The sequence below is a fragment of the Corynebacterium suedekumii genome (assembly GCF_030252185.1).
In the GTDB taxonomy this organism is placed as follows: domain Bacteria; phylum Actinomycetota; class Actinomycetes; order Mycobacteriales; family Mycobacteriaceae; genus Corynebacterium; species Corynebacterium suedekumii.
The window spans coordinates 1,992,215-2,007,755 of the sequence record NZ_CP126970.1 but is presented as its reverse complement, the minus strand read 5'-3'; the positions used below and the strand labels follow the sequence as shown (position 1 = coordinate 2,007,755).

The window sequence follows — 15,541 nt, the reverse complement described above, 5'->3', positions numbered from 1 at the left end:
GCAGCTGGCGCCGTGGTTATGCGGTGGCGTCGAGCGGGTTCTTCACCCAGCTCATGAGATCGCGCAGCTTGGTGCCGGTCTCCTCGATCTGGTGCTTGGCGTACTTGTCGCGCAGGCCCTCGAGCTCCTTGTTGCCGCCCTCGACGTTGGCGATGAGGCGCTTGGTGAAGGTGCCGTCCTGGATGTCGGTGAGGATGTCCTTCATGCGCTTCTTCGTGTCGGCGTCGATGACGCGCGGGCCGGAGAGGTAGCCACCGAACTCGGCGGTGTCGGAGACCGAATAGTTCATGTTGGCGATGCCACCCTCGAACATGAGGTCAACGATGAGCTTGAGCTCGTGGAGGCACTCGAAGTAGGCCATCTCGGGCTCGTAACCGGCCTCGACGAGGACCTCGAAACCGGTCTTGACCAGTTCCTCGGTGCCGCCGCAGAGCACGGCCTGCTCACCGAACAGGTCGGTGACGGTCTCGGCCTCGAAGGTGGTGGGGATGACGCCGGCGCGGGCGCCACCGATGGCGGCGGCGTAGGACAGGAGCAGGTCCTGGCCGTTGCCCTTCGGGTCCTGGTCCACGGCGATGAGGCAGGGAACGCCCTTGCCGTCGACGAACTGGCGGCGGACCAGGTGGCCCGGGCCCTTCGGGGCGACCATGCCGACGAGGACGTTGTCGGCCGGCTTGATCAGGTCGAAGTGGATGTTCAGGCCGTGGCCGAACAGGAGTGCGTCGCCGTCCTTGAGGTTGGGCTCGATGTCGTTCTCGAAGATCTCCTTCTGGGAGGTGTCCGGAGCGAGCAGCATGATGACGTCGGCCCAGGCGGCGGCGTCGGCATTGGTCTTGACCTCGAAGCCGGCCTCCTGCGCCTTCTCGGCGGACTTGGAGCCCTCGCGCAGGCCGATGACGACCTCCACACCGGAGTCACGCAGGTTCTGGGAGTGGGCGTGGCCCTGGGAGCCGTAGCCGATGATGGCGACCTTGCGGCCCTGGATCAGACCCAGATCAGCGTCGTCGTCGTAGAAGGTTTCGATAGCCATGGGAGAAATTCTCGCCTTTCGGTGTGTCAGAGGTACTCACGTTGTTTTTACCACAACATGAGACATATATCGCCCATCTGGCGGGAAATCACCCGAAGGTTTCCCACCAGATGGGATTGTGGGGGTGCTGCTGAGGTGTCGGCAGCGTCACTACTTGGACGGCGCCATGGTCTTGGGACCACGGTTGAGGGCGATCTGACCCGACTGGATCAGCTCCCGGATGCCGAAGGGTTCGAGGACGGCCAGCAGCGCCTTGAGCTTGCCCGGGGTGCCGGTGGCCTCGATGACCACGGACTCCTGGGCGACGTCGACCACGCGGGCGCGGAAGATGTTGGCGGCGTCGACGACCTGCGGGCGGTTGAGGTTGTCGGCGTTGACCTTGACCAGCATGATCGCGCGGGCGATGGTGGTCTCGTCCTCGAGACGGACGACCTTGAGCACGGGGATGATCTTGTTGAGCTGCTTGGTGATCTGCTCGATGACCAGCTCGTCGGCGTCGACCACGATGGTGATGCGGTTGATGCCGGGGGTATCGGTGTCCGCGGAGACGATGGAGACGAGGCTGTAGCCGCGGCGGGTGAACAGGGCCACGACGCGCGAGATGATGCCGTCGGTGTTCTGCACCAGGACACTGAGGGTGTGGCGGGTGATGTCGGTGGACGCCATGGCTTAGTTCTCCTTCTGCTCGGCCTGGTCGGGGGCCTGCTCGGCGGACTCGTCGACGGCTTCGTCGATGTCGGCGGGCTCCTCGGCGGCGGACTCGTCACCGTCGAAGAACGGGCGCAGCCCGAGGGCGTACTGGATCTCCGAGTTGGAGGCGCCACCGGCGATCATCGGCCACACCTGGGCGTCCTCGCCGACGATGAAGTCGATGACCACGGGGCGGTCGTTGATGGACCGGGCCTTCTCGATCGCCGGGGCGACGTCCTCGGCGCGGGTGACACGGATGGCCACGCAGCCGAGTGCCTCGGACAGGCCGACGAAGTCGGGGACGTACTCGCCCTGCTCGCGCAGCTTGGTGTTGGAGTAGCGGCCCTCGTAGAACAGGGTCTGCCACTGGCGGACCATGCCGAGGTTGCCGTTGTTGATCAGGGCCACCTTGATGGGGAAGCCCTCGACGGCGGCGGTGGTCAGTTCCTGGTTGGTCATCTGGAAGCAACCGTCACCGTCGATGGCCCACACCTCGGTGTCGGGCTGGCCGGCCTTGGCGCCCATGGCGGCGGGCACGGAGTAGCCCATGGTGCCCAGGCCGCCGGAGTTGAGCCAGGTGCGCGGGTTCTCGAAGTCGACGAACTGGGCTGCCCACATCTGGTGCTGGCCGACGCCGGCGACGTAGATGGTCTCCGGCCCGGCGATGCGGGACAGCGTCTCGATGACGAACTGCGGGGAGATCATCCCGTCGGTCTGCTCGTCGTAGCCGCGGGGGAAGCGCTCCTTGAGGTCGTCGAGGTACTCGATCCACGGGCCGATGGCCGGCGGCTCGATGTTCTTGGCGGACCGGTAGGTCCGGGCCAGGGCGGAGAGGACCTCGCGCGCGTCGCCGACGATGGGGACCTCGACCTCGCGGATCTTGCCGATCTCGGCGGGGTCGATGTCGGCGTGGATGATCTTCGCCTCGGGGGCGAAGGAGGCGACGTCGCCGGTGACGCGGTCGTCGAAACGCGTGCCGATAGCGATGAGCAGGTCGGAGCGCTGCATGGCACCGACCGCGGGGACGGTGCCGTGCATGCCCGGCATGCCCATGTTCAGCGGGTGCGAGTGCGGGAACGCGCCGAGGGCCATGAGGGTGGTGACCACGGGGATGCCGGTGTACTCGGCGAACTCCAGCAGCTCCTTGTTCGCGTCGGCCTTGATCACACCACCGCCGATGTAGAGGACGGGGCGCTCGGCCTGCGCGATGAGCTGGACGGCCTGGGAGATCTGGCGGGAGTGCGGGGTGGTCACCGGCTTGTACCCGGGCAGGTCGATCTTCGGCGGCCACACGAAGTCGAGCTCCGCGTTCTGGATGTCCTTGGGCACGTCGACGAGGACCGGGCCCGGGCGGCCGGAGACGGCCAGGTGGAAGGCCTCGGCGATGGCCTTCGGGATCTCGTTCGGGTCGGTGACCATGAAGTTGTGTTTGGTGATCGGCATGGTCACGCCGCGGATGTCGGCCTCCTGGAAGGCGTCGGTGCCCAGCAGACCACGGCCGACCTGGCCGGTGATGGCCACCATGGGCACGGAGTCCAGGTTCGCGTCGGCCAGCGGGGTGACCAGGTTGGTGGCACCGGGGCCGGAGGTGGCGATGCACACGCCGACCTTGCCGGTGACCTGGGCGTAGCCGGTCGCGGCGTGGCCGGCGCCCTGCTCATGGCGCACGAGGACGTGGCGCAGCTTGGTCGACGAGTAGAGCGGGTCGTACAGGGGGAGGATGGCGCCACCGGGCAGGCCGAAGACGATGTCGGTCCCGAGCTCCTCGAGGGTGCGGACGATCGCCTGGGCGCCGGTCATCCGCTCGGGGGCGGGAGTGTCCGCGGCACCCGGGTTCTTTCTGGCGGTGTTCGCCAGGCTGGCCGGTGAGGGCGGTTGCGAAGCTGCCACGTTATCAAGCTCCTAAGTCACAGGATTCTTCAGTTCTGGTGCCTTACCGGATCCCGGCCCCGATGGTGGAGGGGCAGGCGCCGGACAGACGTTCGTCGACGACAGAGTTACAGAGCGACCACAATGACAAAGCCCCCGAACAGCACTGATGGTGGGTGCGTGTCGAGGGCGCTTGTCGAGACGACTGGGTGGGCCGTGACGGCGAGCGCCGCTAGGGTACTACCACAAGTCGAATGTTGATCATGATCACGATCATACACGCCCCGGACTCGCCTCACAGGTAAGGGTCGTATCGTGGTCGGCATGCCCGTGTCGTACATGCTCACCCGAATCTGGCAGTGGGTCGCCGACCAGGGACTGTCCCTGGCGATCCTGCTTGTCATCGCCCTGCTGGTCCCCCGCATCGGCCGGTTCGCGCAACGCTGGATCAACCGGGAGATCGAGGAGTCCGGCGACGCCGACGAGTCGAAGACCCGGCTGGCCCTGGTCGGCGTGTCCATCTACATCGCCCAGGTCATCGTCTTCTTCGTCCTGCTGGTGTTCTTCCTCCAGGTGCTCGGTTTCTCCCTGGCGGGCGCGGCGATCCCCGCGACCGTCGCCTCCGCGGCCGTCGGTTTCGGCGCCCAGTCCATCATCGCGGACTTCCTCGCCGGCTTCTTCATCCTCACCGAGAAACAGTTCGGCGTCGGCGACTGGGTGCGGTTCGAGGGCAACGGCATCGAGGTCGAGGGCACCGTCATCCAGGTGACCATGCGCGCCACCCGCATCCGCACCCTGCGCCAGGAGACGGTCATCATCCCGAACTCCACGGCGCGGGTGTGCATCAACTCCTCCAACTACTGGTCCCGCGCCGTCGTCATCATGCCGGTCCCCCTGCTCGGTTCCGACAATCCGCAGGAGGCCATCGACCGTTCCGAGGCCGCCACCCGCCGCGCCCTCGACCGCCCCGACGTCGCCGCCGAACTCCTCGGGGACCTCGACGTCCACCCAGCGGTGTCCGTCAGTCCGCCCGCCACCGTGGGCATGCCGTGGACCGTGGACATGCGCTTCATGGTCCAGGTCCGCGCCGGTTCCCAGTGGCTGGTCGAACGCGCCATCCGCACCGCCATCCTCGACGAGTTCTGGGACGAGTACGGCTCCGCCACGACCACCTCCGGCGAGGTGAAGGACACCGTCACCACGAAGGCGTTCACCACCGCCCCGCTTATCGACGTCCCCGTGTCCCCTACACCGCACGAATCCCGCACCGACGAGGCGTCCACCCCGCCCCCGGGCTTCGCCGACGCCGAGGGCCGCGACCCGGCGGTCGTCGACCGGGGCCTGCAGGGCGACGAGCCCGACCGTGTCGGCGGCCCACCCCGGCACGCCCAGGATCCGGATGCGCCGCCGGACCCGGATGATCCCGACGCCACTTCCGGTCCGTCAACGGTGTTCCGTTCCGAGGAGTCCGGCTCCGCCTGGCACCGCTTCGCCTCCCTCGGCGGCCGGGTCCGCGCGTCGACGACCTATCTCTTCGCCGCCCTGTTCCTCCTCCTGCTGCTCAAGGGCCTGACCCTGGAGACCAGCGAGGCCTGGGAGGGCCAGGACGGGGTCCTCGCTCCCCCGCCGCGCCCCACCGAGGAGACCGCCCCGGCGGAGCCGTCCACGCCGCCGGAGACCGAGGTCGTCCCCGAGCCGACCTGGGAGCCGACGCCGACGCCCTCCCCACAACCGACTCCGGACACCGGGCAGACCCCCGCCACCCCGGGAACCCCGGCTCCGGGTGCGCCGGGTGTGACCGAGCAGCCCGGTCCGTCCCCGGCCACGCCGACCGCTCCGGCTGGGACCCCGACGAACACCGCGCCGGCGCCCGCCACCCCGGAGGGGGAGATCACCAACCCCCTGAACTAGCATGGTCGCCATGAGTTCTGACACCGGCACCCCTGCTCAGCGACCCGCATCCGTGCATTTCAGGCCTGAACGGACCAACATTCTCGCGGCGCTGCTCATGATCGCCATCGCCGCCCTGGTCGTCGGCTCCGCCCCGCTGTACCTGTTCTGGGTGTTCCTCATCCCGCTGGTCTTCATCTACTGGATCGTCCGGGCCCGCACCGTTGTCGGCGAGAAGGGCATCGAGGTGATCTACGCCTTCCGGCCGGGCCGCTCCATCGCCTGGGACGACCTGGCCGGGGTGGGGTTCAAGGGCGCCCGCGCCCTGGCGACCACGAACGACGGCAAGCAGTACGTCATGCCGGGTGTCTCCTTCAACTCCCTGCCGAAGCTGGCCGAGGCTTCCCGCGGCCGGATCCCGGACGTGCTCACCGCCGGCCGGAAGGCCGCCGACGAGAAGGTGGTCATCATCAACCGGGACGGTGAGGAGATCATGCTCACCAAGGAGGAGTACGCTGCTCGAAAGCGTCAGACCAACGACGACATCAACTACTCTCCGAGGAGCAACCAGTGATCCCGCTTCGTTCACGCGTCACCACCGTCGGCCGCAACGCCTCCGGAGCTCGTGCCCTGTGGCGGGCCACCGGCACCAAGGAGCACGAGTTCGGCAAACCGATCGTCGCCATCGTCAACTCCTACACCCAGTTCGTGCCCGGCCACGTGCACCTGAAGAACGTCGGTGACATCGTCGCCGACGCCGTCCAGGCCGCCGGCGGCGTGCCCAAGGAGTTCAACACCATCGCCGTCGACGACGGTATCGCCATGGGGCACTCCGGCATGCTCTACTCCCTGCCCAGCCGCGAGATCATCGCCGACTCCGTGGAGTACATGGTCAACGCCCACACCGCGGACGCCATGGTGTGCATCTCCAACTGCGACAAGATCACCCCCGGCATGCTCAACGCCGCCCTGCGCCTCAACATCCCCGCGATCTTCGTCTCCGGTGGCCCGATGGAGGCCGGTAAGGCCGTGGTCATCGACGGGGTGGCCAACGCCCCCACCGACCTCATCACCGCCATCTCCGCCTCCGCGAACGAGGCCATCTCCGACGCCGACCTGACCACCCTCGAGGAATCCGCCTGCCCGACCTGCGGTTCCTGCTCCGGCATGTTCACCGCCAACTCGATGAACTGCCTCACCGAGGCCCTCGGTCTCTCCCTGCCCGGCAACGGCACCACCCTGGCCACCCACACCGCCCGCCGCGACCTGTTCACCAAGGCCGGCGAGATGATCGTGGACATGTGCCAGCGCTACTACGGCGAGGAGGACGAGTCCGTCCTGCCGCGCAACGTGGCCACCAAGCAGGCGTTCCACAACGCGATGGCACTCGACATGGCCATGGGCGGGTCGACCAACACGATCCTGCACACCCTCGCCGCCGCGCAGGAAGGCGAGATCGATTTCACCCTCCACGACATCGAGGAGATCTCCCACAAGGTCCCCTGCCTGTCCAAGGTCGCCCCCAACGGCACGTACCACATCGAGGACGTCCACCGGGCCGGCGGCATCCCCGCCATCCTCGGTGAGCTGCGCCGCGCCGGCCTGATCAACGAGGACGTCCACACTGTCGCCTACGACACCGTCGACGGCTGGCTCAACGACTGGGACATCCGCGGCGGCAAGGCCATCGAGGCCGCCGAGGAGCTGTTCTACGCCGCCCCGGGTGGTGTGCGCACCACCGAGCCGTTCTCCCAGTCCAACCGCTGGTCCTCCCTGGACACCGACGCCGCCAACGGCTGCATCCATGACGTCATGAACGCCCACAGCGTCGACGGTGGCCTCGTGGTCCTGCGCGGCAACCTCGCCCCGGACGGCGCGGTCCTCAAGTCCGCCGGCGTCGAGGAGGAGCTGTGGACCTTCACCGGCCCGGCACGGGTCGTCGACAGCCAGGAGGAGGCCGTCTCCACCATCCTCAAGCGCGAGGTCCAGCCCGGCGAGGTCGTGGTCATCCGTTACGAAGGCCCTGCCGGTGGCCCCGGCATGCAGGAGATGCTCCACCCCACCTCCTTCCTCAAGGGCGCCGGCCTGGGCAAGAAGTGCGCCCTGATCACCGACGGCCGTTTCTCCGGCGGCACCTCCGGGCTCTCGGTCGGACACATCTCCCCCGAGGCCGCCCACGGTGGACTCATCGGACTCATCGAGAACGGTGACCCCATCACCATCGACGTCCACACCCGCCGCCTGAGTCTGGACATCTCAGACGAGGAGATCGAGCGCCGCCGACAGGAGATGGAGTCCCGGGACAAGCCGTGGACCCCGCTCCACCGCGACCGCCACGTCTCCACGGCCCTGCGCGCGTACGCCAAGATGGCCACCTCGGCGGATAAGGGCGCGGTCCGCCAGGTCGACTAAGGTGATCGGGGTGAATTCCCCGGATCTCCGTCAACCGCCCGCGACACTCTCCCACGCCGTCATCCTCCGGATGGTGGCTGTGCTGGGATGTGTCGCGGGCGTCGGCGTCACCGGCCGCCAGATGCTCATCACCGACTTCCCCGTCGACATGATCATCTACCGCGAAGGCGTCCTGGCTTTCCTCGAGGGCCGCGAGATGTACGCCGTGCCCATGTACGCCGGCGACCTCGCTCTGCCGTTCATCTACCCACCCTTCGGGGCCCTGGCCCTCGTGCCGCTCTCGGTCGGTGAGTGGCTCACCCACGACCTGGCCGGCGACCTCATGATCATGCTGTCCTCCGCCCTCGTGCTCGCCTGCCTGTGGTTCGTCCTCCGGGCCGCGACGGGCGCCCGCGTCGACCGGGACTCCCTGCTGGCCCTGACGACTGTCACCTGGGCCGGCATGATGCTCATCGAGCCGGTGTGGCTCAACGCCGGTTTCGCGCAGGTCAACATCGTCATCATGGGGCTGGTCATCCTCGACCTCGTCCCCCGGAAACGCTTCCTCCCGCAGGGCACCCTCATCGGAATCGCCGCCGCCATCAAGATCTCCCCGCTGGCCATGCTGCTGTTCTTCCTGCTGCGCAGGGACCTCAAGGCGATCCTCACCGCCGTCGTGTCCGCCCTCGCGGCCACCGGCATCGCCGCCCTGATCCGCTGGGACGCCACCGTCGAGTTCTTCAGTTCGGTCCTGCTCGGCATGGGCACCGAATCCGAGTTCGGCGTCGACAGCGCCTACCAGTCCAACAGCTCCCTCAAGGGCATGATCATGCGCTGGTACCTCACCCCCGAATCCCTCGACGCACACAGCACCCAGGCCAACGTCATCTGGCTCGTCCTGTCCCTGGCCACCATCATCCTCGGCGGCTGGTTCATGATCGCGCTCATGCGCCGCGACATGCTTGTCGACGCCGCCCTGGTCAACGCCGTCATCATGCTCCTGATCTCCCCCGTCTCCTGGTCCCATCACTGGGTGTGGCTCACCCTCCTGCTGCCGGTCGTCGCCTGGCGCTGCGCCACCACCCTCGGGGCCCCGGTGTTCCTCAGCGCCTGGGTCATCCTCTGGACCGCCCTGGTCCTCCACGAGCCCCCGAAGTGGTGGTACGGCGACAGCATCGAGGTCCACGCCCTCACCTTCACCGAGAAGCTGCTGGTCTCTGACTTCGTGTGGCTTGCCATCGTGCTGCTCATCGCCTGGGCTGTGGCGCTGCGCGGGGTCCCTCGGGCGACGCCTGCGGCGATCGCGGCGTGACCCTGCATTGCCTGACCCTGCATTCGGGGACATCCCCTGCACTGCAGCGCAGTGAATCTCCCCGAATGCAGGGGTGATCCGGAAATCAGGGAACCGACAGGGACGAGCGACAGTCCAAGAGTGGTGACTGCACACTGACTCGAGGGGAGCCCATGAACGTCGCCACCTGGTCCGCGAAGATCATCGAACGACCGGACGGTCTCATTCTGCGGAGTGACCAGACCCATCTTCCGGACTGCAATCACGTTCTCAGAATGCTGGTGAAGCACCGGGAGATCCGCATGCTCAGCCGGGGCGCGTATGCCAGGTGCTCGACCATTGACGAGCTTCCACCGTGGGGCCGATTCGACCTGGACGCCCGGTCCGTGGGCTCCACGCGGGGCCGGATACTCGCCGGATACTCCGCGGCTGCCGTGCACGGATTGTGGCGGTATCAGTCGGTTCCGGGCCGGCACCACATCTACCGGCGATCCCAGGGAAGAAGGCTGACCACGGGTCCTCGCCTGACGGAGCTGCACAGTCGGCTGCTTCCGGAGGACACGGTCATGGTGGACGGTCTGTGGTGTACCAGTGTGGATCGCACCATCGCCGACCTTGTCCGGGTCCACGGATTTGGCGCCGGTTTCGTGGCCCTGTGTCACGCGCTTCGCCTCGGACTGACCTCCCGGGAGAACTTCGGTCGATTTTTGGGAGGCGAGGAAAGTTCCGGCGATCTTCGCACACTGGTCAACCGCGCCACCCCGGCAGTCGAGTCGGCGATGGAAGCCCAGTTCCTGGCGCAGTCGGTGTTCTACGGCGATTTCGACCTGATCCCTCAGTATGCGGTGACCGTCGAAGACGGGACCGTCTACCGCGTTGACTTCGTCGTCGAAGGAACGATTGAGGGAATTGAGCTGGACGGACGGGGTAAGTACGGGTCAACTGACGGGGAACAGCATTTCTCGTTGGAGCGGGAGAAACGGCGGGCGGACGCCATCCGACGAGCGGGTGTGACCACCGCGCACTACAGCTACCACCAGGTGGAGAAACTGCACACCTACCGTGCGACCCTGGCTCGGCTTGGGTTGCCGGACCGCACGGACTTCCCGCGGATCCACATCGACTGAGTACCCCTGCATTCGGGGAGCTTCCCTGCGCTGCAGTGCAGCCGATGTCCCCGAATGAAGGGGCACTCCGGATCGACAACGGCCCGGCTCCCGCAGCAGCGCGGAGCCGGGCCGTTGTGACGGTGACCAGAGAAACTAGCTCAGGGGGTTGACGCCTGCGCCGAACCACCACAGGGCGACGGCGCCGGCGATGGCCAGGAGGATGAAGATCCAGGAGCTGACCAGCGGGCGACGGGCCCAGCTGCGGCCGTAGTCGAAGGAGTACAGGCCCGGGCCGGTGAACTGCAGCGCCAGGGAGATGCCGAACAGGATGACCGAGAGCCACACCCCCTCGGACCAGGCGAAGACGTTGAGGCCGGCGCCACTGCCGGTGAGGGCGTGCAGCGCGGTGAAGGCGGTGACGATGGTCGCCACCATCGCAAACAGCGGCGTGATCAGGCCGAGGACGAGGAACACACCGGCCGCCAGCTGCAGCGACGGCACGATGATGGCCAGGCCGCCCGGTGCCAGGTAGTTGGCGTACTCGGACTCCAGTCCGGAGATGCCCTCGTTCCCGCCGAGGCGGAAGAAGGTGCCCACGGCCTCGAGGATGAGCCAGATGCCCAGGAGCAGTCGGATGATCAGCAGGCCGAAGTCGATGGTGCCGCGGCGGTGGTCGGGCACGGTGGTCTCGGTGACCACGTGCTCCTCCTCGACCACCGGGGCCGCGACCGGGGCGGGCTCGGCGTAGGTGGTGTCCTGGTAAGCCGGCTCGCTGTAGTTGGCGTTGCGGTCGAAGGAGACGGTCTCCCGGCTACCGGTGGGAGCGAAATCCTGGTCCTGGTAGTTGTCGCGGGGGCTGTCCTGCAGGTACTCGGTGCGGGCATCAGTGCGCGGCTCGGGCCGGGCCTGGCGGGGTTCTGCCGGGATCTCCTGCGGGGCGGCGCGACCGGCGCGGTTGTAGACGTCCCCGCCGGCTCCGGCGGCACCCGTGGCACCGGCGGCACCCGTGGTGCCAGCAGAACCAGCGGTGCCGCGGGGGAACTGGGTGGTGGCGTCGTCCCGTCCAGCGGTCGGGGTGGGGTCCTGCTGGGCGTTCCGTGCCGGTGACGCCGGGGACGACCCGGTGGGGGTGGATCCACCGGTGGGGGTGGTCTGGTCGTTGCGGTAGGTGGGTACGTCGATGCCGTCGTTGTCCGGGGTGTTGGCCCGGTCCGGATTCTGGTTTCGGTCGCTCATGACTGTCAGGTTAGGGCACGTGCGGGATTGTGGGTTGACCTGCGACGGCGCGCCGTGGGAGAAAACGTGGCGTCGGCCTTATGGGCGCTCAGCGGCAGCGGCTGAGCTCGCGGGCCAGGGCGGTGTGTTCGGCGCGGGTGATCCACAGGCCGTAGGCGGCCTTGACCTCGATCTGCTGCCGGGCGTAGGCGCAGCGGTGGTCCTTGTTGGGTGGTTGCCAGGTGGCGGCGTCGCCGGCCCCCTTCTGCCGGTTGAGGTCGGCAGCGGTGGCCTGGAGGTTGCGGGGGTCGTTGGCGAAGTCGCGGCGCGTCTCGTCGTCCCAGGCCTGGGCGCCTTTGGCCCAGGCGTCGGCCAGCGGGACAACGTGGTCGATGTGGACCCGGTCGTTGCCGCGGACGAACTCGATCCTCTCGCCGGAGTACGGGTCCGGCAGCAGGCCGGATTCGACGAGGCAGCCGTGGGTTCCGGGGCGGATGACCGGGTCGATGAGGTCGCGGCGGAGGATGTCGTTGCGGGTGTCGCAGCCGTTGCGTCCCCCGTCGACCCGGACGTCGTCACTCCAGGCCTGGCCGAAGTTCTCTCGGGCGTAGCCGGTCATGGGGGCGCGGCCCTTGATCGCGAGGGCGGAGAGGACGGGCGGGGTCGTGGCCGGTGGTGCGGTGGTGACCGGGGCGGAGGGTGCGGCGGGGAGGACGGCGGTGAGTGGGGCGTCGACACGCAGGGAGGCGGCGCCGATCACCAGCAGTGCCAGGAGGATGCCCAGGGCGGCGGCCAGTCGTTTCATGTCGCCTCTCACCGTAGCAATGCGGGCGGACACGTTGACCGGGCGTTCGAACACCGCTACAGTTGTTGATATGACAACAGACAACGACTGGGCAGGCGACGCGAAGAACGCGTCCACAGACGGCGAATTCGTCCGCGACACCAACTACATCAACGACCGCATCACCGCCGACGCCCCCGCCGGCACGCCGACCGAGCAGGCCGACGGCACTTACCACTGGCCCGTCGAGGCGGACCGTTACCGGCTCATGGCCGCCCGGGCATGCCCGTGGGCGCACCGGTCGATCATCACCCGCCGCCTGCTCGGCCTCGAGGACGTCATCTCCCTCGGGCTGGCCGGCCCCACCCACGACGTCCGCTCCTGGGTCTTCGACCTCGACCCCGACGGTGTCGACCCGGTCACCGGCCTGCACCGCCTGCAGGAGGGCTACTTCAACCGATTCCCCGACTACCCGCGCGGCATCACCGTCCCGGCACTGCTCGAGGTGTCGTCGAAGAAGGTCGTCACCAACGACTACCCCTCCATCGTCCGCGACTTCCAGACCGAGTGGACGCAGTTCCACCGCGAGGGCGCCCCGGACCTCTACCCGGTCGAGCACCGGGCGGAGATCGACGAGATCGCCAAGCGCGTCTACACCGAGGTCAACAACGGCGTCTACCGCTGCGGTTTCGCCGGTTCACAGGACGCCTACGACGACGCCTACGACCGCTTCTGGGCCACCATGGACTGGCTCGAGGAGCGCCTGACCACCCGCCGTTACCTGGTCGGCGAGCACATCACCTTCGCGGACATCTTCCTGTTCGTCACCCTCATCCGCCACGACGCCGTCTACTACTCCCACTTCAAGACCTCCCGGAACAAGATCTCCGAGCTGCCCGCCCTGTGGGGTTACCTGCGCGAGCTGTTCCAGCTGCCCGGTTTCGGCGACACCACCGACTTCACCGAGGTCAAGCAGCATTATTTCATCGTGCACAAGGAGGTCAACCCCACCCAGATCGTGCCCCAGGGCCCGGATCTGTCCGGCCTGGCCACCCCGCACGGCCGCGAGGCACTGGGCGGTCAGCCCTTCGCCGACGGCGTCACCCTGCCCGGCCCGGTCCCGGCCGGCGAGGAGGTCAAGAACCCGGAGCCGTTCCAGCAGGAACTGTTCGGGATTCCGGCAGCACGCTAGCCGCCCCGGCCACCGCATCCGTGAGCCGTTCGAGCAGATCCGACTCCAGCCGCCAGCGCTGCCAGTAGAGGTCCACGTCGACCACGGAGTCGTCGAGAAGCACCAGCTCACCGCTCTCGAGCAGCTCGCCGGCCTGCAGCTCCGGAACCAGGGCCCAGCCCAGGCCCACCCGCGCCGCCTCCAGGAATCCCTCGGACGAGGGAATCTGGGAGACGGCGCGTCGTCGTCTCACCGCCATGTCCAGCCGGCCCTCGAGGTCGGTGTCCTGCAGCGCGTCGTTGGGGCCGAAGCGCAGGGCGGGCATCCGCGCCCAGTCCAGCCGCCCGCCCGAGAGATACTCCTCCCGCAGCGCCGGGGTGGCCACCGCCCGGTAGCGCATCACCCCGAGCGGCAGGGTCTCACAGCCGGTCACCGGCGTGGCCTCCCGCGTAATGGCGCCGAGGACGTCGCCGCGGCGCAGGAGGGTGAGCGTATGTGCCTCGTCCTCGATCCGCAGGCGCAGCGTGGCGTGCCCGAAACCGGCGACGTCGCGCAGCACGGGCCGGAACCACGTGGCCAGCGAATCGGCGTTGACCGCCACCGACAGCGGCACCCGTTCCAGCCGGCCGGAGAGCTGCGCGTTGGTCTCCGCCTGGAGCAGCGCCATCCGGCGGGCGGCCTGGACGAGGACCTCACCGGCGTCCGTCGCCGTCGCCGGGCTGGTCCGCCGGACGAGCACCCGGCCGACGTCCTTCTCCAGTGCCTTGATCCGCTGGCTCACCGCCGAGGGCGAGACGCCGAGGACCGCGGCGGCGATCTCGAAGCTGCCTTCGTCGACGATGGCCAGCAGTGTCTCCAGGTGAAGCGGGTTCATGAAGCAATTCTAAACCAGGGTGAGCAGATGTAACTGGTCTTAATCGGGCTGATGAGCCACACTGGCAGACATGTCGATCGTGCTCGCCGGAATGCTCCTCGGATTCTCCCTCATCGTCGCCGTCGGACCGCAGAACATCCTGCTCATCCGCCAGGGCGCACGCCGTGAGGGCATCACCGCCGTCATTGTCGTCTGCCTGCTCTCCGACGTCGTCCTGCTGTCCCTGGGCACACTCGGCGTCGGCGTCCTCGTCGACCGCGCCCCGATGGTCCTCACCGCCCTGAAGTGGGCGGGCGTGGCCTACCTCGCCTGGTTCGCGTTCGCCGCGCTTCGCGACGCCGCCCGGGCCGGCCACCGCGAGGGCGCGGCCGTCATCGACACCACCGAGCCCGTCGACCGCACCACCGGCACCGGCGGGACAGCGGTCAGTACCGTCACCCGCCCCGCCCGGGTGCGCCCCCACCGCGCCTGGGTCAAGCCGATGTGGGCCGCGATCGCCCTGACCTGGCTCAACCCCGCCGCCTACCTCGACTCCCTCGTCATGATCGGCGGCATGGCCATCCAGTACGGCGACCAGGACAAGTGGCTGTTCACCGGCGGCGCACTCCTGGCCAGCGCCATCTGGTTCCCCGTCGTCGGCTACGGCGCCGGCCTGCTGTCCGGACCATTGTCCAGCCCGAAGGTGTGGCGCGTGCTCAACGTCATCATCGGCATCGTGCTCGGCGCCCTCGCCCTCAAGCTCGCGCTGATGTAGCCGCCCGCCGCAGGGCCTCCCCCGTCAGGCGCCGGGTGTGCCAGCCGTCCATGGGCACCGCCCCGACCGCCTCGTACGCCCGGATCGCCGGTTCATTCCAGTCGAGCACCGACCACTCCACCCGCCGGTAGCCACGCTCCACGGCGATCGCCGCGAGCGTGCGCAGCAGCGTCCCGCCGATCCCCTGCCCCCGCACGTCCGGGTCGACGTAGAGGTCCTCCAGCCAGATACCGTGCCGGCCCTCCCACGTGGAGTAGGTGAGAAACCACACCGCCATCCCGACGACCTGGCCATCCACCTCCGCCACGTGCGCGAACAGGGCCGGCTGCGCTCCGAACAGGCTGCGTGCCAGGTCCTCGGCCGTGGCGACGACCGCCTCCGGTTCCCGCTCGTACTCCGCGAGATCACGGATGAACTGGTGCATGGCGGGCACGTCGGACACGGTGGCGGGGCGGATGATCATGCCGGACAAT

Annotated in this window: 14 protein-coding genes; 7 read left to right on the top strand and 7 right to left on the bottom strand. The window is 68.2% G+C overall.

Annotated elements, in window-relative coordinates:
- Positions 1–16: 16 nt before the first annotated feature.
- The 3 genes from ilvC to QP029_RS10065 form a co-directional block, all read right to left on the bottom strand.
- A complete protein-coding gene (gene ilvC, locus QP029_RS10075; protein WP_284874180.1) occupies positions 17–1,030 on the bottom strand; it encodes a ketol-acid reductoisomerase in 1,014 nt (337 codons plus the stop codon).
- Positions 1,031–1,180: 150 nt separating this feature from the next.
- On the bottom strand, positions 1,181–1,696 hold the full coding sequence (ilvN, locus tag QP029_RS10070; RefSeq protein ID WP_284874179.1) for an acetolactate synthase small subunit: 516 nt from the start codon (positions 1,694–1,696) through the stop codon (positions 1,181–1,183).
- 3 nt (positions 1,697–1,699) lie between these two features.
- Positions 1,700–3,520 carry an acetolactate synthase large subunit gene (locus QP029_RS10065; RefSeq protein ID WP_284876223.1) on the bottom strand — a complete coding sequence of 607 codons (1,821 nt, stop codon included), beginning with the start codon at positions 3,518–3,520 and terminating at the stop codon, positions 1,700–1,702.
- Positions 3,521–3,913: 393 nt separating this feature from the next.
- Between QP029_RS10065 and QP029_RS10060 the strand changes: the two genes are divergently transcribed.
- The 5 genes from QP029_RS10060 to QP029_RS10040 all read left to right on the top strand — a co-directional run bounded on the left by QP029_RS10060 (position 3,914) and on the right by QP029_RS10040 (position 10,288).
- Positions 3,914–5,500, top strand: a complete 1,587-nt coding sequence (locus QP029_RS10060; protein WP_284874178.1) for a mechanosensitive ion channel family protein — start codon at positions 3,914–3,916, stop codon at positions 5,498–5,500.
- Positions 5,501–5,510: 10 nt separating this feature from the next.
- Complete coding sequence (locus tag QP029_RS10055; protein WP_349293707.1) at positions 5,511–6,053, top strand: PH domain-containing protein; 543 nt, start codon at positions 5,511–5,513, stop codon at positions 6,051–6,053.
- Positions 6,050–7,891 carry a dihydroxy-acid dehydratase gene (ilvD, locus tag QP029_RS10050; RefSeq protein ID WP_284874176.1) on the top strand — a complete coding sequence of 614 codons (1,842 nt, stop codon included), beginning with the start codon at positions 6,050–6,052 and terminating at the stop codon, positions 7,889–7,891. Before QP029_RS10055 ends, ilvD begins: the two co-directional genes overlap by 4 nt.
- Before the next feature lie 10 nt (positions 7,892–7,901).
- Positions 7,902–9,182: a glycosyltransferase family 87 protein gene (locus QP029_RS10045; RefSeq protein WP_284874175.1), complete on the top strand. Its 1,281-nt coding sequence runs from the start codon at positions 7,902–7,904 to the stop codon at positions 9,180–9,182.
- Between the two features lie 572 nt (positions 9,183–9,754).
- A complete protein-coding gene (locus QP029_RS10040; RefSeq protein WP_284874174.1) occupies positions 9,755–10,288 on the top strand; it encodes a hypothetical protein in 534 nt (177 codons plus the stop codon).
- A 135-nt stretch (positions 10,289–10,423) separates the two neighbouring features.
- Here QP029_RS10040 and QP029_RS10035 read toward each other — a convergent pair whose 3' ends face one another.
- Together QP029_RS10035 and QP029_RS10030 are read right to left on the bottom strand one after the other, a co-directional pair.
- Positions 10,424–11,506 (bottom strand): DoxX family protein, encoded by a 1,083-nt coding sequence (locus QP029_RS10035; RefSeq protein WP_284874173.1) that lies wholly within the window; start codon positions 11,504–11,506, stop codon positions 10,424–10,426.
- An 88-nt stretch (positions 11,507–11,594) separates the two neighbouring features.
- Complete coding sequence (locus QP029_RS10030) at positions 11,595–12,290, bottom strand: HNH endonuclease family protein (protein ID WP_284874172.1); 696 nt, start codon at positions 12,288–12,290, stop codon at positions 11,595–11,597.
- Between the two features lie 70 nt (positions 12,291–12,360).
- Here QP029_RS10030 and QP029_RS10025 point away from each other — a divergent pair, with 70 nt between their 5' ends.
- The gene (locus QP029_RS10025) at positions 12,361–13,461 is read left to right on the top strand and encodes a glutathione S-transferase family protein (RefSeq protein ID WP_284874171.1); all 1,101 of its coding nucleotides are present in this window, start codon (positions 12,361–12,363) and stop codon (positions 13,459–13,461) included.
- Here QP029_RS10025 and QP029_RS10020 read toward each other — a convergent pair.
- Positions 13,406–14,314 (bottom strand): LysR family transcriptional regulator ArgP, encoded by a 909-nt coding sequence (locus tag QP029_RS10020; RefSeq protein ID WP_284874170.1) that lies wholly within the window; start codon positions 14,312–14,314, stop codon positions 13,406–13,408. The two genes, QP029_RS10025 and QP029_RS10020, sit on opposite strands and share 56 nt — an antisense overlap.
- A gap of 70 nt (positions 14,315–14,384) precedes the next feature.
- Between QP029_RS10020 and QP029_RS10015 the strand changes: the two genes are divergently transcribed.
- Entirely contained in the window at positions 14,385–15,068 is a 684-nt protein-coding gene (locus QP029_RS10015) for a LysE/ArgO family amino acid transporter (RefSeq protein ID WP_284874169.1), read from the top strand.
- Here QP029_RS10015 and QP029_RS10010 read toward each other — a convergent pair.
- Complete coding sequence (locus tag QP029_RS10010) at positions 15,049–15,540, bottom strand: GNAT family N-acetyltransferase (RefSeq protein WP_284876222.1); 492 nt, start codon at positions 15,538–15,540, stop codon at positions 15,049–15,051. The genes QP029_RS10015 and QP029_RS10010 overlap by 20 nt on opposite strands.
- Position 15,541: the final 1 nt, after the last annotated feature.